22 protein-coding genes and 1 pseudogene are annotated in these 26,457 nt (G+C 58.3%); 11 read left to right on the top strand and 12 right to left on the bottom strand.

The genetic code is table 11. The features are described from left to right. The first annotated feature begins 8 nt into the window (after positions 1-8). A complete protein-coding gene (gene phnP / locus ABLV52_RS21285) occupies positions 9-767 on the top strand; it encodes a phosphonate metabolism protein PhnP (protein ID WP_023291662.1) in 759 nt (252 codons plus the stop codon). A gap of 22 nt (positions 768-789) precedes the next feature. Here the strand turns inward: phnP and yjdP are convergent, their stop codons facing one another. Both yjdP and ABLV52_RS21295 read right to left on the bottom strand, forming a co-directional pair. Beyond that, positions 790-1,146, bottom strand: coding sequence for a DDRRRQL repeat protein YjdP (yjdP, locus tag ABLV52_RS21290; RefSeq protein ID WP_032429059.1), 357 nt, complete (start codon positions 1,144-1,146; stop codon positions 790-792). A 70-nt stretch (positions 1,147-1,216) separates the two neighbouring features. Then, positions 1,217-3,502, bottom strand: a complete 2,286-nt coding sequence (locus ABLV52_RS21295; RefSeq protein WP_102002454.1) for an ATP-binding protein — start codon at positions 3,500-3,502, stop codon at positions 1,217-1,219. 179 nt (positions 3,503-3,681) lie between these two features. Between ABLV52_RS21295 and ABLV52_RS21300 the strand changes: the two genes are divergently transcribed. The 4 genes from ABLV52_RS21300 to ABLV52_RS21315 all read left to right on the top strand — a co-directional run bounded on the left by ABLV52_RS21300 (position 3,682) and on the right by ABLV52_RS21315 (position 8,260). Next, positions 3,682-5,202, top strand: coding sequence for a sugar ABC transporter ATP-binding protein (locus ABLV52_RS21300; protein WP_048296446.1), 1,521 nt, complete (start codon positions 3,682-3,684; stop codon positions 5,200-5,202). Next, positions 5,199-6,197, top strand: coding sequence for a ribose ABC transporter permease (locus tag ABLV52_RS21305; RefSeq protein WP_023291658.1), 999 nt, complete (start codon positions 5,199-5,201; stop codon positions 6,195-6,197). The genes ABLV52_RS21300 and ABLV52_RS21305 overlap by 4 nt, the downstream gene beginning before the upstream one ends. Positions 6,198-6,227: 30 nt before the next feature. Then, positions 6,228-7,169 (top strand): ABC transporter substrate-binding protein, encoded by a 942-nt coding sequence (locus tag ABLV52_RS21310; protein ID WP_032454582.1) that lies wholly within the window; start codon positions 6,228-6,230, stop codon positions 7,167-7,169. 74 nt (positions 7,170-7,243) lie between these two features. Further along, positions 7,244-8,260 carry a carbohydrate kinase family protein gene (locus ABLV52_RS21315; RefSeq protein ID WP_348890907.1) on the top strand — a complete coding sequence of 339 codons (1,017 nt, stop codon included), beginning with the start codon at positions 7,244-7,246 and terminating at the stop codon, positions 8,258-8,260. Between the two features lie 40 nt (positions 8,261-8,300). Here ABLV52_RS21315 and ABLV52_RS21320 read toward each other — a convergent pair whose 3' ends face one another. Further along, a complete protein-coding gene (locus ABLV52_RS21320; RefSeq protein WP_023291655.1) occupies positions 8,301-9,029 on the bottom strand; it encodes a response regulator transcription factor in 729 nt (242 codons plus the stop codon). A gap of 273 nt (positions 9,030-9,302) precedes the next feature. Between ABLV52_RS21320 and fdhF the strand changes: the two genes are divergently transcribed. Then, a complete protein-coding gene (gene fdhF / locus ABLV52_RS21325; protein ID WP_077598907.1) occupies positions 9,303-11,450 on the top strand; it encodes a formate dehydrogenase subunit alpha in 2,148 nt (715 codons plus the stop codon). Positions 11,451-11,647: 197 nt separating this feature from the next. Further along, a complete protein-coding gene (locus ABLV52_RS21330; protein WP_032454575.1) occupies positions 11,648-12,334 on the top strand; it encodes a tetratricopeptide repeat protein in 687 nt (228 codons plus the stop codon). Positions 12,335-12,368: 34 nt separating this feature from the next. Here ABLV52_RS21330 and gltP read toward each other — a convergent pair whose 3' ends face one another. Both gltP and ABLV52_RS21340 read right to left on the bottom strand, forming a co-directional pair. Next, positions 12,369-13,682, bottom strand: coding sequence for a glutamate/aspartate:proton symporter GltP (gene gltP / locus ABLV52_RS21335; protein ID WP_004206354.1), 1,314 nt, complete (start codon positions 13,680-13,682; stop codon positions 12,369-12,371). Between the two features lie 111 nt (positions 13,683-13,793). Then, positions 13,794-13,994 (bottom strand): annotated as a pseudogene (locus ABLV52_RS21340) (hypothetical protein). 100 nt (positions 13,995-14,094) lie between these two features. Here ABLV52_RS21340 and acs point away from each other — a divergent pair. The 3 genes from acs to actP all read left to right on the top strand — a co-directional run bounded on the left by acs (position 14,095) and on the right by actP (position 18,201). After that, positions 14,095-16,053 (top strand): acetate--CoA ligase, encoded by a 1,959-nt coding sequence (gene acs, locus ABLV52_RS21345; RefSeq protein ID WP_348890908.1) that lies wholly within the window; start codon positions 14,095-14,097, stop codon positions 16,051-16,053. Positions 16,054-16,237: 184 nt separating this feature from the next. Continuing rightward, positions 16,238-16,549, top strand: coding sequence for a DUF485 domain-containing protein (locus tag ABLV52_RS21350; RefSeq protein ID WP_004206350.1), 312 nt, complete (start codon positions 16,238-16,240; stop codon positions 16,547-16,549). Beyond that, entirely contained in the window at positions 16,549-18,201 is a 1,653-nt protein-coding gene (gene actP, locus ABLV52_RS21355; protein ID WP_348890922.1) for a cation/acetate symporter ActP, read from the top strand. Before ABLV52_RS21350 ends, actP begins: the two co-directional genes overlap by 1 nt. A 52-nt stretch (positions 18,202-18,253) precedes the next feature. On the opposite strand, the gene ABLV52_RS21360 is transcribed toward actP, so the two are convergent. The 7 genes from ABLV52_RS21360 to ABLV52_RS21390 all read right to left on the bottom strand — a co-directional run bounded on the left by ABLV52_RS21360 (position 18,254) and on the right by ABLV52_RS21390 (position 25,414). Continuing rightward, complete coding sequence (locus tag ABLV52_RS21360; RefSeq protein WP_348890909.1) at positions 18,254-19,351, bottom strand: type 1 fimbrial protein; 1,098 nt, start codon at positions 19,349-19,351, stop codon at positions 18,254-18,256. Positions 19,352-19,371: 20 nt separating this feature from the next. After that, positions 19,372-19,923 carry a fimbrial protein gene (locus ABLV52_RS21365; protein WP_348890910.1) on the bottom strand — a complete coding sequence of 184 codons (552 nt, stop codon included), beginning with the start codon at positions 19,921-19,923 and terminating at the stop codon, positions 19,372-19,374. Between the two features lie 36 nt (positions 19,924-19,959). Next, positions 19,960-22,551: a fimbria/pilus outer membrane usher protein gene (locus ABLV52_RS21370; protein ID WP_348890911.1), complete on the bottom strand. Its 2,592-nt coding sequence runs from the start codon at positions 22,549-22,551 to the stop codon at positions 19,960-19,962. Next, a complete protein-coding gene (locus ABLV52_RS21375; protein ID WP_032454572.1) occupies positions 22,505-23,194 on the bottom strand; it encodes a fimbrial assembly chaperone in 690 nt (229 codons plus the stop codon). Before ABLV52_RS21375 ends, ABLV52_RS21370 begins: the two co-directional genes overlap by 47 nt. A 59-nt stretch (positions 23,195-23,253) precedes the next feature. Then, complete coding sequence (locus ABLV52_RS21380) at positions 23,254-23,811, bottom strand: fimbrial protein (protein WP_348890912.1); 558 nt, start codon at positions 23,809-23,811, stop codon at positions 23,254-23,256. Positions 23,812-24,320: 509 nt separating this feature from the next. Then, on the bottom strand, positions 24,321-25,010 hold the full coding sequence (locus ABLV52_RS21385) for an LrgB family protein (RefSeq protein WP_004206338.1): 690 nt from the start codon (positions 25,008-25,010) through the stop codon (positions 24,321-24,323). Further along, on the bottom strand, positions 25,007-25,414 hold the full coding sequence (locus ABLV52_RS21390) for a CidA/LrgA family protein (protein ID WP_004206336.1): 408 nt from the start codon (positions 25,412-25,414) through the stop codon (positions 25,007-25,009). The genes ABLV52_RS21385 and ABLV52_RS21390 overlap by 4 nt, the downstream gene beginning before the upstream one ends. 104 nt (positions 25,415-25,518) lie before the next feature. On the opposite strand from ABLV52_RS21390, the gene ABLV52_RS21395 reads away from it, so the two are divergent. After that, complete coding sequence (locus ABLV52_RS21395) at positions 25,519-26,400, top strand: LysR family transcriptional regulator (protein ID WP_017900105.1); 882 nt, start codon at positions 25,519-25,521, stop codon at positions 26,398-26,400. Positions 26,401-26,457 lie beyond the last annotated feature (57 nt).

A 26,457-nucleotide genomic window follows, 5' to 3' on the forward strand; every position in this document is an offset into this window, starting at 1 on the left:
GTGACACGATGAGCCTGACCCTCCGCTTAACCGGCACCGGCGGCGCTCAGCTGGTGCCGGTCTTCGGCTGCGATTGCGCGGCCTGCCGCCGCGCCCGCCGTGAGGAAAGCCATCGCCGCCGCCCCTGTAGCGGGGTGGTGACGTTCAACAGCGCAGTGACGCTGCTGGACGCCGGCAGGCCGGATTTGATGGAACATCATCCCGCCGGCAGCTTTCAGCAAGTGCTGCTAACCCACTATCACCTGGATCATGTGCAGGGGCTGTTTCCGCTGCGCTGGGGCGTGGGCGGGCCGATCCCGGTCTATGGCCCGCCGGACGACGCCGGCTGCGACGATCTGCTCAAGCACCCCGGCCTGCTCGACTTCAGCCATACCGTCACGCCGTTTGTGGTGTTTGAGCTGCAGGGCCTGCGGGTGACGCCCCTGCCGCTCAACCATTCGAAGCTCACCTTCGGTTATCTGCTGGAGTCGGCCCACAGTCGGGTGGCCTGGCTCTCGGATACCGCCGGGCTGCCGGACAAGACGCTGAAGTTTTTACTCAACAATCGCCCGCAGGCGATGATCATCGACTGCAGTCATGAGCCGCGCGCGCAGACCCCGCGTAACCACAACGATTTCACTACCGTTCGCGCCCTTAACCAGGCGATAGGCTGTCCGCGAGTGATCCTCACCCATATCAGCCATCAGTTTGACGTCTGGATGATGGATAACCCGCTACCGGAAGGTTTCGAAGCGGGCTATGACGGGATGGAAATAGTACTGGATTAAGCGTCGGTCTGCAGCGGGGCGATCAATAGTCATCGTCCAGACGACGCTGATCGCTTTCTAACTGACGGCGATCGCGATCGAGCTGGCGCTGGCGTTCATCCAGCTGACGGCGACGATCGTCCAGCTGGCGTTGCCGGTCATCATACTGGCGTTGGCTGTCACGACTCTGCTGGCGGCTCCCTTGATAGCGCCCGTCATCATAACGGCCATCGTCGTTGTCTCTGTCGTCGTCGTCACTGGAACGGCTACTGCCCGGGTTATAGGCGTCGTTAATGGCTTGCTGAATATTGCCGATCGCGTCATCGATAATATCGGCGCGAGCGGCCAGGCTGGTCAGCGACAGAGTGCAAAAGAGCAGTGCGGTTGCGTAACGTTTCATCGGGGCCAATCTCATCAGAGTCCTGCCGCTACCTTAATCAACGGCATGCCGCCCGGGTAGCGGAGGAATCTCAAATCCTCGCGTACGCCGCGCTTAGCGCCTGCGCCAGCTGGGCGCGGGTAAAGGGCTTACGCAGCCACTCCACCTCCGGCAGGGCCGGGTTCTGCGCCGGGCGCAAATCCTGACCGCTGATCAGCAGCACCGGCAGCGCCGGAAAGCGGCGTCGGGCGGTATGGATCACATCGGCGCCGCTCAGCGCGCCGGGCAGCATCAAATCGCTGATCAACAGGGCGATATCCGGCGAGGCCTCCAGCAGCTGCAGCGCCTCTTCCCCGCTGGCGGTTTCCAGCGTCAGCCAGCCCAGCTGATGCAGCTGCTCGCACAGCGTCTGGCGAACATCCTCTTCATCCTCCAGCACCAGCGCCAGCCGCTCTCCCGCCGGGATGGGTTCGTCTTCCACCGGCGCCACCGCCTTCCCGACCTCGGTCATCGCCCGGGGCAGCTGCAGCCGCACCGTCGTCCCCTGCCCCGGCGCGCTCTCCAGCGCCACCCGGCCGCCCGACTGGCGCACAAAGCCATACACCATCGACAGCCCCAGGCCGCTGCCGCTGCCGGTGGCTTTGGTGGTGAAGAAGGGTTCAAACACCCGGGCTTTCACCGCCTGCGACATGCCGCTGCCGTGATCGATCACCTCCAGGGCCACCATATCCTGCCGCTGGCCGCTGCTGCGAGTGACCCGCTGATTCCAGGTGCGAATTTTAATGACGCCCGTGCGCCCGGCCATGGCGTCGCGGGCGTTCATCACCAGGTTGATCAGGGCGTTTTCCAGCTGGCCGACGTCTATCCATGCCGGCCATGCCGGCGACTGCGCCTCAATCTCCAGGCTCAAGGTCGCCGGCAGGGAGTGGCGCATCAGCTCGCTGAGGTTCTCCAGCAGCGGCGCCATCGCCACCGCCTGGGGATGCAGCGCCTGCTTGCGCGAAAAGGCCAGCAGCCGCTGGGTCAGCAGCGCCCCGCGTTCCGCCGCCTTCAGCGCCCTGGTGAGGCGCGGCGCATCCTGCGCATTCGGCTCCACCAGCTCAAGGCTGCCGATGATCACCGCCAGCAGGTTGTTAAAATCATGCGCCAGGCCTCCGGTCAGCTGGCCGACGGCCTTCATCTTCTGGCTGTGCAGCAGCGCCTCCTCCAGCTCCTGGCGCTTAATCCGATCGATCTCCATCTGGGTGGTCTTCTCTTTCAGCAGCCGGGTGGTGTGCTCCAGCGACGCCGTATTGCGGGCGAAAACGTTAAAGGCGCGCGCCAGTTCGCCCAGCTCGTCGCGCCGCTGCAGGGCCGGCACCGAGACGTTCGGCTCTCCCTGAGCCAGCCGCGACATCGCCCGCGAGATAGCGGTCAGATTAGAGCCCAGGTTACGGTAGATGTACCACCCGGCGCAGCCGGTGATCGCCAGCGCCAGCAGCGCGGAAAGCAGAATAAACATGCTGATGGAGCGCAGCTCCCGATGGCTCTGCGCCGCCCGCTGTTCGGAGGCTTCCGCCACCCGGGTCACGTACTGATTGATGTCGTCGTTAAGCAGCGCGACCAGCGCTTTGATGTGGTACATGTACCAGCTGATCGTCAGGTCGCTCTCCTCCAGCTGGGCCGACAGCGGGGCCAGCTTCGCCAGCTCCCGGGTGACGTCGGGGAGAACAAACGCCAGCGCGGGATCGGCGCTATGGGCCGGCAGGTCGCCGCGCAGCTGGTCGAGCTGCAGGACGATCGACCGCGGCGTGACGGTATGGATCGCGGCGACGATCAGCCGGTCCATCTCGGCCAGCCGGCGAGGATCGATCGCCCGCTCCCCGCCGCGATCGTTAAGATCGGCGAGATGGCGCAGGTTGCTCTGATTCTGGTAAAGCGAACTCAGCAGCGCATTGCGCTGCAGATGGCGGCGCTGGCCGCGCTCCAGCATCTCCGCCACGCTCTGCTGCAGCGCGTTGCTGCGGCGAATAATACTGGCCACCAGCGCCTGCTCCTGCTGCGCCAGCGGGGCCGCCGCCAGCTGGGCCAGCGAGTGCTTCAGCGCCTGCTGCGTCGCCAGCAGCCGTTCCGCTTCGCTTTTGTACTCCAGCGCGCCCACCACCTGCGACAGGCGCACCGCCGCCGTGGCGACATTCGCCGTGTCCCGCGCCAGATCCATACTGCCGCGCATATCGTTGAGGGTCTGGCGCTGCACCTGCTCCTGCAGCTGGCTGGCGTGGTGAAAGCCGAACACCGCCACGCCGCTCACCAGCAGGGTGACGACCACCATCAGCAGATTAAAGGAGAGCAGGCGGCCACGGGCGCTGGTGAAAAACGGGTGTCGGCGAGCGGTCATAGCAACTCCGGTGAAGGAACGGTCGGCAGATAAGCGTGACGGTGCAGAAAATGACGCCGCGTAACTGTGATCGCGGTTAACTATTTATCACTATGACAAATATGAATGGATTCTGACATCCTGCATTTATTTTCCGGTGGTGGACTGCAGCTATTGTTCTCGCAGACAGGAGCGCCGTGATGACCGCCACCCCGGTACTGGAAATGCGCCATATCGCCAAAGCTTTTGGCAAATTCTACGCGCTGAAGGGCGTCGACCTGACGGTCTGGCCCGGCGAGATCCATGCCCTGATGGGGGAAAACGGCGCCGGAAAAAGCACGCTGATGAAGATCCTCGCCGGCGCCTATACCGCCACCAGCGGCGAGATCCTGATCGACGGGAAACCGCAAACGATCCGCGGCCCCAAGGACGCGCTGGCCGCCGGGATCACGTTGATCTACCAGGAGATGCAGCTGGCGCCGAATCTGACCGTCGCGGAAAACATTTTCCTCGGCAGCGAGCTGGCGCGCGGTGGCCTGGTGCAGCGCAAAGCGATGCTCAGCCAGGCGCAGGCGGTGATCGACCGTCTCGGCGCCCAGTTCAAGGCCAGCGACCGGGTGATGACCCTGACCATCGCCGAACAGCAGCAGGTGGAGATCGCCCGCGCTCTGCACCGTCAAAGCCGCATTCTGGTGATGGATGAACCCACCGCCGCCCTCTCCTCGCGGGAAACCCAGCGCCTGTTCGACCTCATCCTGCGCCTGCGTGACGAGGGCATGGCGATCATCTATATCAGCCACCGCATGGCGGAAGTGTATGAGCTCTCCGACCGGGTCAGCGTCCTGCGCGATGGGCAGTATGTCGGCAGCCTGGTGCGCGACAAGCTCAATGCGCCGGAGCTGGTGCGCATGATGGTCGGCCGTCCACTCAGCGATCTGTTCAATAAAGAGCGCGATATTCCCCGCGGCCAGCCGCGCCTGCGGGTCGAGGATCTGACCGATGGCGGCAAGGTTAAGCCCAGCAGCCTGGTGGTGCATGCTGGCGAAATCGTCGGCCTCGCCGGGCTGGTCGGCGCCGGACGCTCCGAGCTGGCGCAGCTGATCTTTGGCGTGCGCAAAGCCACCGGCGGGGTGATCGAGATCGACGGCGAGCCGGTGGTGATCCACTCGCCGCGCGAAGCCATCGACCATGGAATCGGCTTTCTGACCGAAAATCGCAAAGAGCAGGGCCTGTTTCTCGAACTGGCGGCCCAGGAAAACATCACCATGGCGACGCTGGAGCGCGACGCGACCTGGGGGATGCTCAATCGCCGTAAGGCGCAAACTATTTCCGATGACGCCATCCAGCTGCTGAACATCCGCGTGCCTCACGCCCAGGTGCGCGCCGGCGGACTGTCCGGCGGCAACCAGCAGAAGCTGTTAATTTCGCGCTGGGTGGCGATTGGCCCACGCATTCTGATCCTCGATGAACCCACCCGCGGCGTCGACGTCGGCGCGAAAAGCGAGATTTACCGCATCATGAACGACATGGCGCGCCAGGGCGTCGCTATTCTGATGATCTCCAGCGAACTGCCTGAAGTGGTGGGCATGAGCGACCGGGTCTATGTGATGCGCGAAGGGACTATCGCCGGCGAGCTGCAGTCCGGCGATATCAGCCAGGAACAGATCATGACGCTGGCCACCGGCGTGAACGATTCTCACCTTAAGGCAGGGCAACTATGAGCATACCGAAAGAGACCTCCGCGCCGGTCGCGACATCCGCTTCGGCGAAAAAAATGCTGATGGGCGACCTGATGCAGACCGTCGGCATTCTGCCGATCCTCATCCTGATCGTCGCCGTTTTCGGCTTTATCGCCCCCAACTTCTTCACGGAAAGCAATCTGCTGAATATCACCCGCCAGGCCTCGATCAACATTGTGCTGGCGGCGGGAATGACCTTCATCATCCTCACCGGCGGCATTGACCTCTCCGTCGGCTCCATTCTCGGCACCACCGCGGTGGCGGCAATGGTGGTCTCGCTGATCCCGGAGTTGGCGTTGCTGTCGATTCCGGCGGCGCTGATGCTCGGCCTGCTGCTTGGGCTGTTCAACGGCGCGCTGGTGGCCTTCGCCGGGCTACCGCCGTTTATCGTCACCCTCGGCACTTACACGGCGCTGCGCGGCGCCGCCTATCTGCTGGCCGACGGCACCACGGTAATCAACTCCGATATCAGCTTCGAGTGGATCGGCAATGACTACCTCGGCCCGGTGCCGTGGCTGGTGGTCATCGCCCTGGCGGTTATCGCGGTGTGCTGGTTTATCCTGCGCCGAACCACCCTTGGGGTGCATATCTACGCGGTGGGCGGCAACATGCAGGCGGCGCGGCTGACCGGCATCAAAGTCTGGCTGGTGCTGCTGTTTGTCTATGGCATGAGCGGCCTGCTCTCCGGCCTTGGCGGGGTGATGAGCGCCTCCCGGCTGTACAGCGCCAACGGCAACCTCGGGGTCGGCTACGAGCTGGACGCCATCGCCGCGGTCATTCTCGGCGGCACCAGCTTCGTCGGCGGCATCGGCACCATCACCGGTACGCTGGTGGGGGCGCTGATTATCGCCACCCTCAATAACGGTATGACCCTGATGGGGGTCTCCTACTTCTGGCAACTGGTGATCAAAGGGGCGGTGATCATCATTGCGGTGCTGATCGACAAATACCGTACCCGACACCATCAAAGTGCATAACAACACCATCTTACCTGCGAGGAAAAGCGAATGCGTTTAAAACCGATAGTCACCGCGCTGTGTGCTGGCGCGCTGCTGGCCGCCTCCCCCTTTGCGTCGGCCAAAGAGCTGAAAGCGATAGGCGTGACGGTGGGCGACCTTGCCAACCCGTTTTTTGTGCAGATCACCAAGGGCGCGGAGCTGGAAGCCCGCAAGCTGGCGGGGGATAACGTCAAAGTGACGCTGGTCTCCAGCGGCTACGACCTGGGCCAGCAGGTGGCGCAGATCGACAACTTTATCGCCGCCAGGGTCGATATGATTATCCTCAACGCCGCCGATTCGAAAGGCATTGGCCCGGCGGTGAAGCGGGCCAAAGAGGCCGGGATCGTGGTGGTGGCGGTTGACGTTGCCGCCGAAGGAGCCGACGCCACCATCACCTCCGATAACACCCAGGCGGGCGAGCTGGCCTGTAAATACATTAGCGACCGTCTGAACAACAAAGGCAACGTGGTGATCATCAACGGGCCGCCGGTCTCCGCCGTACAAAACCGCGTCGAAGGCTGCGAAACGGAGTTCAAAAAACACCCGGATATTAAAATTTTGTCCTCCAACCAGAACGCGAAAGGCAGCCGGGAAGGCGGACTGGAGGTGATGACCTCCCTGCTGGCGGCCAATCCGAAGATTGACGGCGTGTTCGCGATCAACGATCCGACGGCGATTGGCGCCGATCTGGCGGCGAAACAGGCGCAGCGCAGCGAGTTCTTCATCGTCGGTGTCGACGGCAGTCCGGATGGCGAAGAGGCGCTGAAGCGTAAGAACTCGCTGTTCGTCGCGACGCCGGCGCAGGATCCGCAGGTGATGGCGGCGAAGGCGGTGGAAATTGGCTACAACATCCTGCAGGGCAAACCGGCCCCAACCGCGCCGGTGCTGATCCCGGTGACCATGATCGACAAAAACAACGTCAGCTCTTACAAAGGCTGGACCGTGAAATAAGCGCAACCCGGCGCACAATCGTTCCGCCGATTGTGCGCTACGCTTAACAGGTATGACGGCGCGGAGTAGCGATCATGGAACGTAAAGGGATCATTGCCGCAGGCAACATGCTGGTCGATCATGTCCACCAGATCAGACAGTGGCCGGAGCGCGGCTGGCTGGTGGAAATTATTCACAGCGAACGCGCCACCGGCGGCGCGCCGCTGAATGTCCTGCTGACCCTGGCCAAAATGCACGCCGGACTGCCGCTGCAGGCGGTCGGCCTGATTGGCGAGGATAACGATGGCGACTACATTACCGCCATGCTCGATCAGTACCATATCAATCGCCAGCTTGTGCAGCGCACCAGCTCCGCCCCCACCTCGATGACTCAGGTGATGACCGACGCCGAAGGCCAGCGCACCTTCTTTCACTCTCCCGGCGCCAACCGCCTGCTTGACCTTCCGGCCTTTGAGCCGCTGGATGCGCCGCTGAAAATTTTCCATCTCGGCTATCTGCTGCTGCTTGAGAGTCTCGATCGCCCCGACGAAGAGTACGGCACCCGCAGCGCGCGGTTGCTGGCGCAGATGCGCGAGCGAGGCTATGAGGTTTCCCTCGATCTGGTGTCGCGCAAGGGCGACCCGCGCTACCGCCCACTGGTCCTGCCGGCGCTGGCGCATCTTGACTACCTGACCATCAATGAGCTGGAAGCCAGCGAGTTTAGCGGGCTGGAGATTCGTCTACCCAACGGCGAGCCGCACGTCGCCCATATCGCCCGCGCCGCCAGCGCATTGCTTGACGCAGGCGTGCGCCAGCGAGTGGTGATCCACTGTCCGGAGGGGGCATGGGGCGTCTCCCGTACCGAAGCCGGGCGCTGGGTACCGTCATGGCGGCTGCCGCCGGAGGAGATTGTCGGCAGCGTCGGCGCCGGAGATGCCTTCTGCGCCGGCCTGCTGTACGGCAGCCACGAACGCTGGCCGTTAACCGACAGTCTGCAGCTGGCTCATGCCTGCGCCCGCGCCAGCCTGCAGGCCGCCAATGCGATCGACGGCGCCAAAACGCTCTCTGAGCTGCAGGCGTTTATTCAGTTGCAGAATAGTGAGAGTGGTTAACACCGCCAGCAATGGGCAGGCCGGTTAGACAGCCCCCGCCCTACGCCGCCTTCTCGCTGTGGGTCACGTCGGCGGAAAAGACATAGCCCAGGCCGCGCAGCGTTTTAATCAGCGTCGGCTGATGCGGGTTCAGCTCGACTTTGCGCCGCAGGCGCATGATCAGCACATCGATGGTGCGATCGAACACCTCGGTGCTTTCGGTATGGGTTAGCGCCAGCAGCTGTTCACGGTTCAGCACCCGGCGGGCGTTCTGCGCCAGCGCCAGCAGCAAACCGTATTCTCCCTGGGTCAGCGGGATCGCCTGCTGCTGTGGGTTATACAGCTCACAGCGGGTGGTATCCAGCCGCCAGCCGTTGAACGTCAGGCCGGCGACGCCGCCCGGCGCCTCGCTGGCCAGCGCCCCGCTGCGCCGCAGCACCGCCTTCACCCGGGCGACCACCACCCGCGAACTGAACGGTTTGGCGATGTAATCATCGGCGCCCATCTCCAGGCCCACCACCACATCGGACTCGCTGCCCAGGCCGGAGAGCATCACCACCGGCAGCTCAGGCCGCGTGCGCTGCAGCTGCTGGAGCACCTGCAGACCATGGGTATCCGGCAGGATCATATCCAGCAAAACCAGCGCGATGTCCGCCCGCTGCGCCACCGTCGCCAGCGCGTCGCCGCCGGTCTGGCAGACCAGCACCTCAAACGCGTGCGCGCCGAGCACATCGCTGAGCAGCTCGCCCATCGCTATGTCGTCATCAACCACTAAAATGACCGGTTTCATCTTTGCCTCTGCCCGCGGGGGAGTTAGTGTCAGTCTGATCGATTCTGCAAGGCTGCGCCGACAAATTCCTCTTCCGGTGACATTTTTTCAAGCGCCGTCACATCTCCAGGGTATCGACACGTCAAATCTGTCGACAGGCTGTTTTTCGTCAGCATTTCGCCCAAAAAAGCCACGTATCCTCAAGGAATACCCACAATGAAAATATGGCATAGAAGATGCATAGTGACGGCGCGATAGCGCAAACGCGCCCATTGAATAACTGGAGCAAGACCGATGAAAAAAGTCGTCACGGTTTGCCCGTATTGCGCATCAGGTTGCAAAATCAACCTGGTGGTCGATAACGGCAAAATCGTTCGGGCTGAAGCGGCGCAAGGGAAAACCAACCAGGGAACCCTGTGCCTGAAGGGCTATTATGGCTGGGACTTTATTAACGATACCCAGATCCTGACGCCGCGCCTGAAAACCCCCATGATCCGTCGTCAACGCGGCGGCAAGCTGGAAGCTGTCTCCTGGGATGAGGCGCTGGATTACGTCGCCACTCGCCTCAGCGCCATTAAAGCCAAATATGGCCCGGATGCGATCCAAACCACCGGCTCCTCCCGCGGTACCGGTAATGAAACCAACTATGTGATGCAAAAATTCGCGCGCGCCGTTATTGGTACCAATAACGTCGACTGCTGCGCTCGCGTCTGACACGGCCCTTCGGTTGCAGGTCTGCACCAGTCGGTCGGTAACGGCGCCATGAGTAATGCCATCACGGAGATTGATAACACCGATCTGGTGTTTATCTTCGGTTACAACCCGGCGGATTCCCACCCTATCGTGGCGAATCACGTCATTAACGCTAAACGCAACGGGGCGAAAATTATCGTCTGCGACCCGCGCAAAATTGAAACCGCGCGCATCGCCGATATGCACATTGCGCTGAAGAACGGCTCGAATATCGCGCTGCTCAACGCCATTGGCCACGTGATTATTGAAGAGGATCTGTACGATAAATCCTTCGTCGCCAGCCGTTCCGAAGGCTTCGAGGAGTATCGCAAAATCGTTGAAGGCTATACGCCGGAGTCGGTGGAGGAGATCACCGGGGTCAGCGCCCAGGAGATCCGCGCCTGCGCCCGGATGTACGCCAGCGCCAAATCCGCCGCCATTCTGTGGGGCATGGGCGTGACCCAGTTCTACCAGGGCGTGGAGACCGTGCGTTCGCTGACCAGCCTGGCGATCCTCACCGGCAACCTCGGCAAACCGAGCGTCGGCGTCAACCCGGTGCGTGGCCAGAACAACGTCCAGGGCGCCTGCGATATGGGGGCGCTGCCGGATACTTATCCGGGCTATCAGTACGTTAAGTTCCCGGAAAACCGCGAGAAGTTCGCCAAAGCCTGGGGCGTCGACAGCCTGCCGGCACATACCGGCTATCGCATCAGCGAGCTGCCGCACCGCGCGGCGCACGGCGAAGTGCGGGCGGCGTACATTATGGGTGAAGATCCGCTGCAGACCGATGCCGAACTCTCGGCGGTGCGCAAAGCGTTCGACGATCTGGAACTGGTTATCGTCCAGGACATTTTCATGACCAAAACCGCCTCCGCGGCCGACGTCATCCTGCCGTCCACCTCGTGGGGCGAGCACGAAGGCGTGTACACCGCAGCGGATCGCGGCTTCCAGCGCTTCTTTAAAGCCGTGGAGCCGAAGTGGGATCTGAAAACCGACTGGCAGATCATCAGCGAAATCGCCACCCGGATGGGTTATCCGATGCACTACAACAACACCCAGGAGATCTGGGACGAGTTGCGGCATCTGTGCCCGGACTTCTACGGCGCCACCTACGAGAAAATGGGTGAGCTTGGCTACGTCATGTGGCCGTGCCGCGATGAGTCCGACGCCGATCAGGGGACGTCGTATCTGTTTAAAGAGAAGTTCGATACCCCGAACGGGCTGGCGCAGTTCTTCACCTGCGACTGGGTCGCGCCGATCGATAAGCTCACCGACGAGTACCCGATGGTGCTGTCGACGGTGCGCGAAGTCGGCCACTACTCGTGCCGTTCAATGACCGGTAACTGCGCGGCGCTGGCGGCGCTGGCGGATGAGCCTGGCTATGCGCAGATCAACACCGCCGACGCCGAACGGTTAGGCATTGAGGATGAAGCGCTGGTGTGGGTGAATTCGCGCAAGGGTCGGATCATCACCCGCGCGCAGGTCAGCGACCGGCCGAACAAAGGCGCGGTGTATATGACCTACCAGTGGTGGATTGGCGCCTGTAACGAGCTGGTGTCGGAGAACCTGAGCCCGATAACCAAAACGCCGGAGTACAAGTACTGCGCGGTCAACGTTGAGCGGATTGCCGATCAGCGCGCGGCGGAACAGTACGTGATCGACGAGTACAACAAGCTGAAATCCCGCCTGCGCGAAAGCGCGATGGGTTAAGGTTCGGCGGCCTGATCCGGCTCGCGCGATGCGTAGGCCGGATCTGGCGCAGCCGCCACCCGGCATACAAGCGGCGCCGTGTCCGCGTACCTGCGGTAGGTAGAGAGAATCCGCTCCACCTACCGATCCCTGTCATTTTCTTCTTTTTCGCCTCCCTTTATACTGCGCGCTATGTTCCTTGCTGATAATAAATACAAATGAAATACCTCTTTTTATTTTTACTGGTCATTACCAGCGGCGCAGCGGTGGCCACCGAACCGGGTAGCCGGTATCAACAGCAGGCGGAAGCCGGCGATCGACGCGCGCAATATTACCTTGCGGATACCTGGGTGAGCTCCGGCGATTATCAGAAAGCCGAATTCTGGGCACAGAAAGCAGCGGCGCAGGGCGATGGCGACGCGCTGGCCCTGCTGGCGCAGCTAAAAATTCGCAATCCGCAGCAGGCGGACTATCCGCAGGCTCGCCAGCTGGCGGAAAAAGCCGTCGAGGCCGGCAGTAAATCCGGGGAGATCGTCCTCGCGCGAGTGCTGGTGAACCGTCAGGCTGGCCCCACCGACGTGGCGCACGCCATCACGCTTCTGCAGGATGCCGCCCGGGACAGCGAAAGCGATGCGGCGGTAGACGCCCAGATGCTGCTGGGGCTGATCTACGCCAGCGGCGTGCACGGTCCGGAAGATGATGTGAAAGCGAGCGCCTACTTTAAAGGCAGCTCGGCGCTCTCGCGGACCGGCTATGCCGAATACTGGGCCGGGATGATGTTCCAGCAGGGAGAGAAAGGCTTTATCGAACCGAATAAGCAGAAGGCGCTGCACTGGCTTAACGTCAGTTGCCTGGAGGGGTTTGATACCGGCTGCGAAGAGTTTGACAGGATCAGTAAAGGATAAGAAAAAGCCCGGCGCTCGCGCCGGGCTTTGTGTTTTATTGCGCGGTTTTATCAAACTTGCCCAGCACTTCGCGTTCATACGCCAGCGCTTTTTTGCGGTCGAACTTATGCTCCCACTTGGCGATAACCAGCACCGCCAGCGCATTGCCCACCACGTTCAGCGCGGTACGCGCCATGTCGAGGATACGGTCGACGCCGGCGATAAAGGCAAGGCCCTCCAGCGGGATCCCGACGCTGCCCAGGGTGGCCAGCAGCACCACAAAAGAGACGCCCGGCACGCCGGCGATCCCTTTCGAGGTCACCATCAGGGTCAGTACCAGGGTGATCTCCTGCCAGATGGAGAGGTCGATGCCGTACAGCTGGGCGATAAAGATCGCCGCGATGCTCTGATACAGCGTTGAGCCATCGAGGTTAAAGGAGTAGCCGGTCGGCACCACGAAGCTGGTGATCGACGCCGGCGCGCCATAGGCTTCCATTTTCTCGATAATACGCGGCAGCACGCTCTCGGAGCTGGCGGTGGAGTAAGCCAGAATCAGCTCATCTTTCAGGATGCGGATCAGGATCCAGATGCTCAGGCCGCACAGGCGGGCGACAATCCCCAGCACCACCAGCGCGAAAAACAGGATCGCGAAGTAAACCAGCAGCACCAGCTTGGCCAGCGGCCACAGCGAGGCGAAACCAAAGGTGGCGACGGTCACTGAAATCAGGGCGAACACCCCGATCGGCGCATAGCGCATCACCATATGGGTGACTTTGAACATGGTTTCGGAGATGGAGCGGAAGACCGTCACCAGCGGCTCACGGTGCGTCGCCGGCAGCGAGGAGAGCCCCAGACCAAACAGCACCGAGAAGAAAATAATCGGCAGCATATCGCCTTTCGCCATCGACGCCACGATGTTGGTCGGCACCAGCGACAAGATGGTGCCCATCAGGCCATGCGCATGGCTCTGCACCTCAGCGGTGGTGTTCTGGTATTTCGAAATATCAACCGCCGCCAGCTGCGACATATCAATGCCCGTTCCCGGCTGGAAGACGTTGGCCAGGGTGATACCCAGCACGATCGCCACCGTGGTGATCACTTCGAAATAGATAATGGTTTTGGCGCCGATCCGGCCTAACTGTTTGGCATCGCCCACGCCGGCAATCCCGACCACCAGGGTCGAAATAACAATCGGGACTACGATCATTTTAATCAGATGGATAAAGATATCGCCCGCCGGCGTCAGCAAATTGCTAATCAACCAATCGCGACTTTCGGCGTGGTAATGCAGATAACTGCCCAAAAGGATACCCAGCACCAGGGCTAGCAAAATTTGCCAGGCCAGACTGACTTTTTTTGTTTTCTTCACTACTGACTTCCTCAATGAAAGGCACCATTCCTTTTCGTCATGGTACCCACTGCAGGGGGTATGAATTGTGTTGCGTTGCTTTGTGGGGTTATTTAACGCGCAATATCAGTATCATTTGCACGGCATGCTGCGCAAGCCTTTAAGAATAGGGCTTTCTTCTGGTTTTCTGCATAAAGTCACGAATTTTCCCCAGTTACAATGCATAAGTATTTGTAATAAAAAATATTTCACATCTTCCGTTTCTATAAATTCATTTACGCAATTATTTCACTTCAAAGTTTCATTTGACGAAATTTCACTCAGTTGAATCATTGCGTGATCTGCCCCCCAATTAACAAACAAAGCTGCCAAAACCCCTACTCTTAACGTTTGTTTGACATATATTTAACAAGTTCAAAGGAGAAAAAAAGCCATGAGCCAAATACACAAACACCCTATTCCCGCTAACATTGCGGAACGTTGCCTGATTAACCCGGATCAGTACAAGGCGCAGTATCAACAATCCATAACCGACCCTGATACATTCTGGGGCGAGCAGGGCAAAATCCTTGACTGGATGCGCCCCTACACCCGCGTGAAGAATACCTCCTTTGCGCCGGGTAATATTTCCATCAAATGGTATGAAGACGGTGCCCTGAACCTCGCCGCCAACTGCCTCGACCGCCATCTCGCCGAGCGCGGCGATCAAACCGCCATCATCTGGGAAGGCGACGACGCCAGCCAGAGCAAGCACATCACCTACCGTGAACTGCATGCGGACGTCTGCCGCTTCGCCAATGTGCTGCTCGGTCTCGGGATTAAAAAAGGCGACGTGGTCGCCATCTATATGCCGATGGTGCCGGAAGCCGCGGTGGCGATGCTGGCCTGCGCCCGCATCGGCGCCATCCACTCGGTGATTTTCGGTGGCTTCTCGCCGGAGGCGGTGGCCGGACGCATTATCGACTCCAGCTCGCGCCTGGTGATCACCGCGGATGAAGGGCTGCGCGCCGGTCGCGCCATCCCGCTGAAGAAAAACGTCGATGACGCGCTGAAAAACCCGAACGTCAACAGCATTGAACACGTCGTGGTCCTGAAACGTACCGGCGGTAAAATCGACTGGCAGGAAGGCCGCGATCTGTGGTGGAGCGATCTGATGGCGAACGCCAGCGCCGAACACCGCCCCGTCGAGATGAACGCCGAAGATCCGCTGTTCATCCTCTATACCTCTGGCTCCACCGGTAAACCGAAAGGGGTGTTGCACACCACCGGCGGCTATCTGGTCTACGCGGCCACCACCTTTAAATACGTTTTCGATTACCACCCGGGCGATATTTACTGGTGCACCGCCGATGTCGGCTGGGTCACCGGCCACAGCTATCTGCTGTACGGCCCGCTGGCCTGCGGCGCCACCACTCTGATGTTCGAAGGGGTGCCGAACTGGCCAACCCCGGCGCGTATGTGCCAGGTCGTCGATAAGCATAAGGTCAGCATTCTGTATACCGCTCCGACGGCGATCCGTGCCCTGATGGCGGAAGGCGACAAGGCTATCGAAGGCACGGACCGCTCCTCACTGCGCATTCTCGGCTCGGTCGGCGAACCCATTAACCCGGAAGCCTGGGAGTGGTACTGGAAGAAGATCGGTAACGAGAAGTGCCCGGTGATGGACACCTGGTGGCAGACCGAAACCGGCGGCTTTATGATCACCCCGCTGCCAGGGGCGATTGAGCTGAAGGCTGGCTCCGCTACCCGCCCGTTCTTCGGCGTTCAGCCGGTGCTGGTGGATAACGAAGGCCTGCCGCTGGATGGCGCCACCGAGGGCAATCTTGCCATCGCCGACTCCTGGCCCGGCCAGGCGCGTACCCTGTTCGGGGATCATGAGCGCTTTGAGCAAACCTACTTCTCCACCTTCAAAAATATGTACTTTAGCGGCGACGGCGCGCGCCGAGATGAAGATGGCTATTACTGGATCACCGGCCGCGTGGATGACGTTCTGAACGTCTCCGGCCACCGTCTGGGTACTGCCGAGATCGAATCGGCGCTGGTGTCGCACCCGAAAATCGCCGAAGCGGCAGTGGTCGGTATTCCGCACAACATCAAGGGCCAGGCTATCTACGCCTACGTGACGCTCAATCACGGTGAAGAACCGACGCCGGAGCTGTATGCGGAAGTGCGTAACTGGGTGCGTAAAGAGATTGGCCCGCTGGCGACGCCGGATGTTCTGCACTGGACCGATTCGCTGCCAAAAACCCGCTCGGGCAAAATCATGCGCCGCATTCTGCGCAAGATCGCCGCGGGCGACACCAGCAACCTCGGCGATACCTCGACTCTCGCCGATCCTGGCGTAGTGGAAAAACTGCTCGAAGAGAAGCAGGCCATTACCATGCCATCGTAAGCAAGGACAGATTCCCTACACCCTCTCCCCCACCGGGGAGAGGATAAAAATAAGTCCCTCCCCCAGGATTTCACTCGCAGGAACGCCGTCAGCGAACCGTATCCCGGCCATTAACGCCGGAGGGGTTGCTGTCGCCAGCGTCCGCTGCGTGGATGACGAAAGGGAGACCTCTGGAGACGCTAAGATGAATGAACAACTTTGTCAGCGGATAGAAAATAGTGCGCATTTCAGGGAGCTGGTGGCATCACGGCAACGGTTTGCCGCCATTCTGTCAGTGATTATGTTAGTGATCTATGTGGGCTTTATTCTGCTTATCGCCTTCGCGCCAGGCTGGCTCGGCACGCCGCTGCACGCCGGGACCAGCGTCACCCGCGGGATCCCGCTGGGCATCGGGGTGATCGTCATTTCGTTTGTTCTCACCGGTATTTATGTCTGGCGGGCCAACGGTGAATTCGACCGTTTGACCAAGAGCGTTCTCAACGAGGTAAAAGCATGATCAAGAGAGTCCTGACGGCGCTCGCCGCCACGCTGCTGCCCCTCGGCGTTCAGGCCGCAGACGCCATTACCGGCGCGGTACAGCGCCAGCCGACCAACTGGCAGGCGATTGTCATGTTCCTGATTTTCGTCGCCCTGACCCTGTACATCACTTACTGGGCGTCAAAACGGGTGCGTTCGCGCAGCGATTACTACACCGCCGGCGGCAATATCACCGGTTTCCAGAACGGGCTGGCGATTGCCGGCGACTTTATGTCGGCAGCGTCGTTCCTTGGTATCTCCGCGCTGGTGTATACCTCCGGTTACGACGGTCTGATCTACTCGCTGGGCTTCCTTGTCGGCTGGCCGATTATCCTGTTTCTGATTGCCGAACGTCTGCGCAACCTTGGCCGCTACACCTTTGCCGACGTGGCGTCCTATCGTCTCAAACAGGGACCGATCCGCACCCTCTCCGCCTGCGGTTCGCTGGTGGTGGTGGCCCTCTATCTGATCGCCCAAATGGTCGGCGCCGGCAAGCTGATCCAGCTGCTGTTCGGTCTTAACTATCACGTTGCGGTGGTGCTGGTGGGCGTCCTGATGGTGCTCTATGTCCTGTTCGGCGGCATGCTGGCGACCACCTGGGTGCAGATTATCAAAGCGGTTCTGCTGCTGTTCGGCGCCAGCTTTATGGCCTTTATGGTGATGAAGCACGTCGGCTTCAGCTTCAATAATCTGTTTACCGAAGCGATGGCCGTCCACCCGAAAGGCGTGGCGATTATGAGCCCAGGTGGGCTGGTGAAAGATCCGATATCCGCGCTCTCCCTTGGCCTCGGTCTGATGTTTGGTACCGCCGGCCTGCCGCATATCCTGATGCGTTTCTTCACCGTGAGCGACGCCAAAGAAGCGCGTAAAAGCGTGTTCTACGCCACCGGTTTTATGGGCTACTTCTATATTCTGACCTTTATCATCGGCTTCGGCGCCATCATGCTGGTCGGCGCGAACCCAGTGTTCAAAGACGCGGCCGGGCAGCTTATCGGCGGCAATAATATGGCGGCGGTGCATCTGGCGGATGCGGTGGGCGGCAACCTGTTCCTCGGCTTTATCTCCGCGGTCGCCTTCGCCACCATTCTGGCGGTGGTCGCTGGCTTGACGCTGGCGGGCGCCTCGGCGGTGTCGCACGACCTGTACGCCAACGTCTTCCGTAAAGGGGCGACCGAGCGTCAGGAGCTGAAGGTCTCCAAAATTACGGTGCTGATCCTCGGCGTGGTGGCCATTCTGCTGGGCATCCTGTTCGAAAATCAGAATATCGCTTTCATGGTCGGCCTGGCGTTCTCTATTGCTGCCAGCTGTAATTTCCCGATCATTCTGCTGTCGATGTACTGGTCGAAGCTGACCACCCGCGGGGCGATGATCGGCGGCTGGCTGGGTCTGCTGACGGCGGTGATTCTGATGATCCTCGGCCCGACCATTTGGGTGCAGATCCTCGGTCATGAGAAAGCGCTGTTCCCGTATGAATATCCGGCGCTGTTCTCCATCGCTATCGCGTTCATCGGTATCTGGCTCTTCTCCGCGACCGATAACTCACCGGAAGGAATGCGCGAGCGCGAGCAGTTCCGCGCCCAGTTCATTCGTTCACAAACCGGGATTGGTATCGAACGCGGCCAGGCGCATTAATCTTCTCCCCCTTCCCCGGCATCGTCCGGGGAAGGGGCTTATTCTGCCCCCGTCAGTTGTAGGTGAAGGTGATCACCCCTGCTGCGTTTGCTGAACCTGCTGTCACTATACTTCCCGTCTTATAATAGTTTGTGGAAAAAGCGAGCGACTGCTGAGCGGCTGCCCCGCCAGGACTGTCGGGATGGGTGAAATAGCTATAGCTGGCATCTGCGCCGTCGTTCGTTACCGTCGTACGGCTCGAGGTATAGAGGCTGATGTCGGTATTCAGCGGCAGCGCTTCGCCATCCAGATTCAACTGGACCCCCACCCCGGTGGCAACATTCTCTTCTGCCGTTAAGGCCATTACGGTGTTATCAGGATTATTCCCACTCGCTTCCGCCGCCACCACCCGCATCGAAACATTGGTTCCCGGCTCGCAAAAGAGATTCATGGACTGCCGCGCTGATCCTACCTTCGTCGCGCTATTAAACTCGCCGGTATTGATGCTGCCCATGGCAAAACTAAGATTATTGCTACTGACATCGCACCCCATCGGGATCATCTGGATGCTGGTGGTTCCGCTGATATGCAGTTGGGAAATCGCTATCGAGCCTGACTTATCCTTTGCCGATACCGTCGCCACCGGATCGTTAAATGATAATGTACTATTGCCGGCAATCGGGCCGCCAGTCGCCACCAGCTGCAGTTGATACGCCGGGGTGTAATGGGTGGAAGCGTAGTAATCTAAAAAGCCCCGAGGCTCACCGAGTGCAAAGTTGGCATCCCCGATATAATGCACCTGCGAGTCGGGAGCGAAATCATCTGTATCGTTATCATATTCACCACTGATATTAAGCCACATTTTAACGCGTATCCCGACCCCCTGCACCGAGGTGGTATAGATATTATCGCCGACCAACGCCCCGGCATTGCCCGAAGACCAGGCAAACACCGCGTAAATTTTCCCCTCGCAATTGAGCATATACGTTTGCGCGTGATTCAATTTCCCGGAATCATACAGCACCGTACCCGCGGTATAATTTCCGGCATTGATCAGTATTTTTTCAGGCAGCTTAGTCATCGAAATATCGCCATAATTTTTCCCCCCGCATACCGCCCAGCTGTAGGAGGGGACCAGCACGATAATGAAAAATAAAATTAGCTTTCTCATAACACTCCCTGTCGAAATCATTATTTATAGGTCACATCAAACGTGGCGGTAAAACCAACAATACCGGGACTCACCTGGCCATAGGGTGAGTACATCCGCGCCACCATGTTGAACGTGTGGATGTCCGTTTCGCTATCAAAGGTGTAGAGATACTGGTCACCGGGGCCCAGAGGCTGCTGGTCAGCCATGCTGAGCAGTTGCAAACCAATGCCGCTGGCCCCGTTATTGCCTGTCATATAGCTTTTATAGATCGAAGCGTGGGCATCATCGAAATCGGCTCCACTGAATGCGATCGTCACCGCCGACGCAAAGGCGGAACAGTTGGAAAAGAGCAGCTTAACCGGCACGCTGGCGCTGCTCGATCCCGCTTTTCCGGAGAACGTCTGATAGGGAACGGTGCCTAAATCAATCCGATTCGACGGCTCCACGGCCACCTCACAGGAGGGCGCTTCGATCGTGCCCGTAACCTTAAAATTGACCGTGCTGCTGCTCTCGTAAGCCAACCCGGAAGCGGAGAGCAGCAAAAGGCTAGCCAGTACGCAGCCCCCTGTTCCGCAGTCTTTAATCCTCATATCAGCCCTTCTTTTCCTGTTGCGCACGTGCGGCCATTATCGGCAAATGGCCTGATAAAACAGAATATTGTCGCTCAGCGTGGTGCTGGAAAAATCATAATGAGCGGTGCACTGCTCATTGCTTTTTTCCCCCCAGCGCGCTAACAGCTGACCTTTTTTCTGCAACCCCGTCAGGTAAACCTGCCCCTCATCGCCGACGATATTGCTGCGCGAGACGCTGGTGTTAGGCCGCGCATTATCAAGTGTCACCAGCGCGCCGAAGGGCACCACCCCGCTGCGGGTGCGCAGCGTGAGCATCGCCTTATAGCCAATTCGCGTGTCATACTGCACTTTGACGATCGCGTTGCGCGTCGGAACCACCGTTCTGGCAACGTTATCCACTTCAGCGCCGGGAATTTCCTGTTCATCCAGCGCCAGGCTATTACGATGGTACGGACGGACGTAGGGCACCACGGCATATCCGGCGGCATCCGTCGTCACGTTTGTCTGGCCGCGCACCGTCACATCGCTGAGGCCGGGGGTCTCGACCAGCGCCGAACTCTCCCCCAGAAAGCGTGACAGCGTGAGTCCGCCGGAATGGGCAACCATGCCGCCGCGCAGCGAATAGCTGTAGTGATTGCTGTAGCGGTCGTAGCCATAGCCGCCTGCCACGTCGCCTTTTGCTCCCTGGTAGTTGACGCTGAGGTTGCCGGAAGTGCTCTTATCCTGGGTGTTGTACCCTTCAAGCACGCTCCAGTTCAGGGAGCGATCCTCGAACGCCGAGCCGTTGAGTCCCACGCTGTGCGTGGTGTCGTTATGGCGGGCATGGTTCAAGGTGTAATTCGCGGAGAGTGAGTCCCCCAGCGGAATGCTTAACGTCAGGGAGACGACCGTATCACTGGTCGGCCGGTTATAACCGCTGTCATCGGTGTTCTGCACGTTGCGGTTATAGGAATAGTTAATAAAGTAGGAGGCTTTGCCGATTGCTCCGCTATAGCCCACCCCGACCGACGCCATGCGCGAGTTGTCCCAGTAGGTTTCATTGATCAGCGACAGCGAAAGTGAGCCATAGCCAAACAGCGTCTGTGACACCGAGGCGTCAAAACGGCCTTTCGTTCTGCCCTTGCTGGTACAGCAGTCATACTGAGTGGAAGCGTTATCGACAAAATCCTGAAACGAATAGTATCCCGCGGTGGAATAGCGATAACCGGCCACGGAAAAGTTGGTGCCGGTCTGGAGAAAACTTTTGCTAAAGCGGACGCGATAAGATTGCCCCTGTTCTTTACTGGTCGATGTGGCTGCGGCGTTGGCGTTAACATCAGCCCATGACTGAGAACCATCAAATGAGAGGGCGCCGATAGTCCCAAGATTAAAACCAGCGCCTAACAGCAAATTGGTGTACTTATCTTCAGCCTGCTGAAAACCGCTATAAAGAGTAACGTTGCTGGTCACGCCATAAACCAGAGAGGACTGAATAAAGTTATATTCTTTATCGTCGGAGCTACCTGAGCGCGTTCTGCCGCTGCTCAGCGCATAGTCCAGTTGGCCCTCGCGCTGCAGGATCGCCAACGAGGCGAATGGCACCACAAAGTTTTGCTCGCTGCCGTCAGACTCTTTAATGCTGACGTACAGATCGCCGGCGCTGCCGGTGGCGTAAAGATCTTTTATTTCAAAAGCGCCGGGGGCAACGGTGGTTTTATAAATGCTATAGCCATTCTGATAGACCGAGACCTCAGCGGTGGTACGCGCAATACCCTTGATCGTCGGCGCAAACCCGTGAAGGCTATCCGGCAACATCTCTTTATCTGAGCTGAGCTGTAGGCCGGTAAAGCTCATGCTGTCGAAGATTCCGGACGACGTATAGGTGTTGCCCACCACCAGTTGACTGCGCAGGGTTTGGATATCGCGGGTGATATAGGAGTATACCGACTCCCAGCGACTGGTATTGTCGCTGTGGCTATAGGTGCTGTAGTTGCGCAGGCGCCACGGCCCCAGATTCACGCCAGGCTGCAGGCTGATAAACTGACTGTCGATTGTCGCGCCGTTATGTCGCGGGGTATTGCGCTGCCCGGAAATGCTGTAGTTGAGAATACCGGCGTTAATCCCCTGCTGCCACTGGCTCTCCGGCACATAGTCTCTGGGGCGATTCAGCATCGCGGCCTGCGGGACGGTAAAATCTATCCGCTGTTGGGCAAGCGAAACCGTAAACGTCACGCCCGGGATCGCCGACAGCTGAGCACAGGTTTCTCCTGCCTCGAACAGCTTCGGATAGGCGGCGGTATTGATGAGCCACGAATGAAGAAACTCCGAAGAAAGACAGGGAGTCGCCGTTGCGTTTGCACCAGCGTCAGGGTTATTTACCTGGAACAGGAGTGATTCAGAACCGACATACTTATCATTGACGTAAACATCCAGGTGATAGGTGCCCGGCGGTACGCCGTCTTGCGAAAAATAGGACAGATCAACCGAAGTCGCACTATTATCCGTAACTTCGAGTAGATTCGGGTTGAAATATTCATCGGCCTCGGCGCAAGTAGGTAGGGTACTCAGGCACAGAACAATAGCGACGCAGAGACTTTTAGTTGAACATAGCGGCTCAATGCTACTGAATAAGAGCGGTATATTTCTTCCCTGACATACCATAATCATTAATCACGCTCCATGTGATTTCTTTTTTTCCTGCCGCGGACAGGTTATTCCTGACGGGTATTTTTAAAGTAGAAAACGGGGCTGCAAACCATGCACCAGAAATATTTTTACCGTTAAGACTGATCTGTGAGAAATTCATATACAATGGCGAACTATTTTTTACCGTTACCGCCGCCCCTTCTTTACCCCATTGTAATTTGTCGGCATAGCTTTCTGGTGTATTACCTTTTAATGCGGCAGGCCGGTAAATTAATTTTATTTTCGAGTTGATAGCAAACTGCACGACATTTTTATCAGGAGTATATTCTGTTGCCGGGATCCCTTTAATATTAAGCCAAAATATGGACTCGCGGTCGTCTGGTAGCGTCTTTCCTGAACGCACAACGCGCACAAATCCTTTCTCTCCGGCTTTAAGACGAAATAGCGGCGGTGTAATAATAAATGCATCTTTTGCTGGTGAGCGAGCATCAGCCACAGAGAGCCAGGACTGTACGATATTGCTGCTCGGATCTTTATTCTCAACGTTAATGACGGCGTTATTCTTTGTCCCATCAAAGACAAGGCGCGTACCGCCAACTACCACGCTGGCTTGCGCGATAGAGGACGACAGCACTAAACCAACCACAAAAAAAGGATATCTCATACGCTTAAATAAGGGGAATAACAGACGATCCCCCTTTCTCCTTTCAATAAAATGCAGAATTAATGATAGGTCACGTTATAAGTTACCGTTGTCTGAACGGCACCCTTTGTCGGTTCACCAGCGCCCGATTTCACCATCTTAACGGTGAACGGAATCGTTGCGGCACCGGAAGAGATATCGACATCGGAACCTTCTTCGTTATTTTTCATCAGGCTACCGGCTTCGTCATACAGCGCCACAGCGACGCCCGTCGCTGCGTCTTCCGTTGCCTGGTTTTTAAAGTAATCGCTATTCGCGGTATCGGAAACCCCGCCGAAAGTCACGCGGGCGGAGTTATTTCCCCCCTCTTCCAGCGTCGGGCAATCCGCTAAGCTAAAGGAAAAGTTTTTGGCTGCGCCGAAGGTATACGCTTTCAGGTCCGCCACCGAGGTGGTACCCATATCAATGGCAGTCACACCGCCATCGATGGTCGCCGTACAGGTGGTATCTGAAACAACGCCATTAAAGGTAATGGTGTTATCAGCCTGGGCAACGGTAGACAGCGCGCTGCAGGCAGAGAAAATCAGGGCACCCGCCAGAAATTTTTTACTCATCTTCATATTTATTCCCATATCCATTATAAACGACAATCAATCCGTCAATTGCTGTATGCAGCGATATTAGAGAATGAAATTCAATCAGCGCGGCGTCATGCAGGCATTTACATGCTATCGGCTTGATGACAGTCACTATTATGCAGAAATAAACGACCCGTTTTGAATCCATTCAATAATACAAGCTCGCGTAAAGAGAATAACGAACAAAAGGTAAAGTTTCAATTATCAATGGATATATCAATTCTTAAATAAAGTGTATTAGAGGATTAGCGGTGCAACATAAAAATACTTAAAAATCAATTAGATAACAAGTTATATAATTCGCGAAAATAATAAAAACCCTGAATAATATTTAGATTGCAATTAAATAATCGACGCCATTGAAATATTTAGTTACAAATCTAGGGAAAACATAAGAATCGACTTAATATTTTATGATGAGTAATAACGGGTATAAACAAAAACAGGGGAAAATAGTCCATAACTATTCTCCCCCTCAATATTTCATAATATCCGGTTACGGGACCATGTTAAAACAGCAGCCAGCGCACGACCGGCGCAGCCAGCACGACGACCACACCTGAGAGCATCATCACCAGGCTGGCCACTACGCCCTCCTGCTGGCCCAGCTCATAGGAGCGCGCGGTTCCGGCACCGTGGGAGGCCGCCCCGAACCCGGCCCCTTTCGCCATCCCTTCCCGGATAGCAAGCCGTAAAAACAGCATGTCCCCCACCGCCATACCAAAGACGCCGGTGATCACCACAAACAGCGCCACCAGATCGGGTTGACCGCCGAGCGGTTTCGCCGCCGCCAGGGCAAAAGGCGTGGTCACCGAACGCACCGCCAGGCTACGCTGTATTTCGTCAGACAACATCAATCCGCGCGCCAGCCACACGGAACTGGTCACCGCTACCACCACCGCCGTCACCACCCCTGCGCTGAGAGACATCCAGTGGCGTTTGATCACCGCGATATTTTCATAGACCGGGACGGCAAAGGCGATGGTCGCCGGGCCCAGCAGCCAGAGCAGCCAGTGTGTCTCTCCCATATAGCTCTGATAAGAGATATGGCCTGCCACCAGGATCAGCACCAGCAGGATCGGCGTAAATACCAGCGGCATCAACGGCAGTTTATGAAAACGGCGATACAGTTTTTTATTAGCGTAATAGAGGCCCAGCGTCGCCGCCAGACACAGGATGCTTAGCGTGGCATCGCTCATTTTTTTATCCTGTTCACTTCGTAACGATAAACCTTGTCAACGACCCAGGCCGTAGCGCCGAGCACCATCAGCGTGCTCAACGCAATGACCAGGAAAATACGCCATCCGTCGACCATCAACAGCTGGGCATAATTGACCACCGCCACCACCGCCGGGACGAAAAACAGCAGCATCTCCGCCAACAGCCAGCGGGCGCCGGCGCGAACCCAGTTGAGGGGGATCACCCGGCAAACGATCATCAACAGGAGCATCACCATGCCCACTAAGTTGGCCGGCAAGGGTACCTGCCACCTGTTCACTAGATATTGTGCGAAGATGAATAACCCGACGTAGAGCAGTACCTGTATCGGGATCTGAAGTCGCTGCGCCACAGCAGGGGCAACGCGAGCTGGCGCGAAGGCCATGAGCGATAGTCCTGAAAAAAGAAGTCAGGCATGCAGTATAGAGAGCCGCCGACGCGGACAGAAATGAATTAAAATCATCGCAGGTATAGTCTCAGGGAATAATTATGGATATCCGAACGCTGCGCTATTTCGTTGAAGTGGTTCGTCAGCAGAGTTTTACTCGCGCGGCGGAAAAGCTGTTTGTCACGCAGCCCACCATCAGCAAGATGCTCAAAAATCTCGAAGATGAACTGAACTGCACGCTGTTGATCCGCGACGGCCGCAAACTGCTGCTTACCGATACCGGGCGCGTGGTTTTTGAACGCGGCCAGGCGATCCTCGGCGAGTTCAGCCAGCTGGAGTCAGAGCTGAGCGATATCAATCACCTGCATAAGGGGGTGCTGCGTCTTGGCATTCCGCCGATGGTCGGGATGCTGATGGCGGAGCCGATCAGCCGTTTCCGCCAGCGCTACCCGGGCGTCGAGCTGAAAATCGCCGAGTTTGGCGGCCTGACGGTCCAGCAGGCGGTCAGCAATGGCGAACTTGATATGGCGATGACCGCCCTGCCGATCGAAGAGGGTAGCAGCCTCACCACCCTGCCGTTGTTCAACCACCCACTGTGCGTCCTGACGCCCAGGACCGCGGCGTGGGAAGGCAAAACGTCGCTCTCGCCGGCGGAGCTGGCGGCGCATCCGCTGGTTATCTACAACGAGGAATTTGCCCTCAGCCAGCAGCTGATGCGCCTGTTTAGCGAGCACGACGTGAAGCCGCGGATCGCCGTGCGCAGCGGCCAGTGGGACTTTCTCGCCGCCATGGTGCAGGCCGGCATTGGCGTGGCGATCCTGCCGGAGCCGATTTGCCAGCGTCTCGACCCGCAGAACTTTTGCTGGATCCCATTGCAAAGCGAGCTGCGCTGGGAGCTGGGGATGATTTGGCGGGAAGGCGTGTATATGTCGCGTAGCGCTGAGGCCTGGCTGGCGTGCAGTAAAGCGTTCTGGCTGGAATAACGCCTGGCTGGTGCGCATCGGGCGGATACCGCGGAGGTTGTCGGCCCGGTAAGGCGT

The organism is Klebsiella sp. GB_Kp056, from assembly GCF_040064755.1.
In the GTDB taxonomy this organism is placed as follows: Bacteria; Pseudomonadota; Gammaproteobacteria; order Enterobacterales; family Enterobacteriaceae; genus Klebsiella; species Klebsiella quasipneumoniae.

Excerpts from the sequence above, each read along its gene's own strand:
- ABLV52_RS21320 (WP_023291655.1), bottom strand. The coding sequence starts at position 9,029 with ATGAAACCGGTCATTTTAGTGGTTGATGACGACATAGCGATGGGCGAG.
- ABLV52_RS21370 (WP_348890911.1), bottom strand. The coding sequence starts at position 22,551 with ATGATTATGGTATGTCAGGGAAGAAATATACCGCTCTTATTCAGTAGC.
- ABLV52_RS21330 (WP_032454575.1), top strand. The coding sequence starts at position 11,648 with ATGAAATACCTCTTTTTATTTTTACTGGTCATTACCAGCGGCGCAGCG.
- ABLV52_RS21360 (WP_348890909.1), bottom strand. The coding sequence starts at position 19,351 with ATGAGAAAGCTAATTTTATTTTTCATTATCGTGCTGGTCCCCTCCTAC.
- phnP (WP_023291662.1), top strand. The coding sequence starts at position 9 with ATGAGCCTGACCCTCCGCTTAACCGGCACCGGCGGCGCTCAGCTGGTG.
- ABLV52_RS21310 (WP_032454582.1), top strand. The coding sequence starts at position 6,228 with ATGCGTTTAAAACCGATAGTCACCGCGCTGTGTGCTGGCGCGCTGCTG.
- ABLV52_RS21315 (WP_348890907.1), top strand. The coding sequence starts at position 7,244 with ATGGAACGTAAAGGGATCATTGCCGCAGGCAACATGCTGGTCGATCAT.
- ABLV52_RS21375 (WP_032454572.1), bottom strand. The coding sequence starts at position 23,194 with ATGAGATATCCTTTTTTTGTGGTTGGTTTAGTGCTGTCGTCCTCTATC.
- ABLV52_RS21395 (WP_017900105.1), top strand. The coding sequence starts at position 25,519 with ATGGATATCCGAACGCTGCGCTATTTCGTTGAAGTGGTTCGTCAGCAG.
- ABLV52_RS21365 (WP_348890910.1), bottom strand. The coding sequence starts at position 19,923 with ATGAGGATTAAAGACTGCGGAACAGGGGGCTGCGTACTGGCTAGCCTT.
- ABLV52_RS21305 (WP_023291658.1), top strand. The coding sequence starts at position 5,199 with ATGAGCATACCGAAAGAGACCTCCGCGCCGGTCGCGACATCCGCTTCG.
- ABLV52_RS21295 (WP_102002454.1), bottom strand. The coding sequence starts at position 3,502 with ATGACCGCTCGCCGACACCCGTTTTTCACCAGCGCCCGTGGCCGCCTG.
- yjdP (WP_032429059.1), bottom strand. The coding sequence starts at position 1,146 with ATGAAACGTTACGCAACCGCACTGCTCTTTTGCACTCTGTCGCTGACC.
- ABLV52_RS21390 (WP_004206336.1), bottom strand. The coding sequence starts at position 25,414 with ATGGCCTTCGCGCCAGCTCGCGTTGCCCCTGCTGTGGCGCAGCGACTT.
- ABLV52_RS21300 (WP_048296446.1), top strand. The coding sequence starts at position 3,682 with ATGACCGCCACCCCGGTACTGGAAATGCGCCATATCGCCAAAGCTTTT.
- ABLV52_RS21385 (WP_004206338.1), bottom strand. The coding sequence starts at position 25,010 with ATGAGCGATGCCACGCTAAGCATCCTGTGTCTGGCGGCGACGCTGGGC.
- ABLV52_RS21350 (WP_004206350.1), top strand. The coding sequence starts at position 16,238 with ATGAATGAACAACTTTGTCAGCGGATAGAAAATAGTGCGCATTTCAGG.
- ABLV52_RS21380 (WP_348890912.1), bottom strand. The coding sequence starts at position 23,811 with ATGGATATGGGAATAAATATGAAGATGAGTAAAAAATTTCTGGCGGGT.
- acs (WP_348890908.1), top strand. The coding sequence starts at position 14,095 with ATGAGCCAAATACACAAACACCCTATTCCCGCTAACATTGCGGAACGT.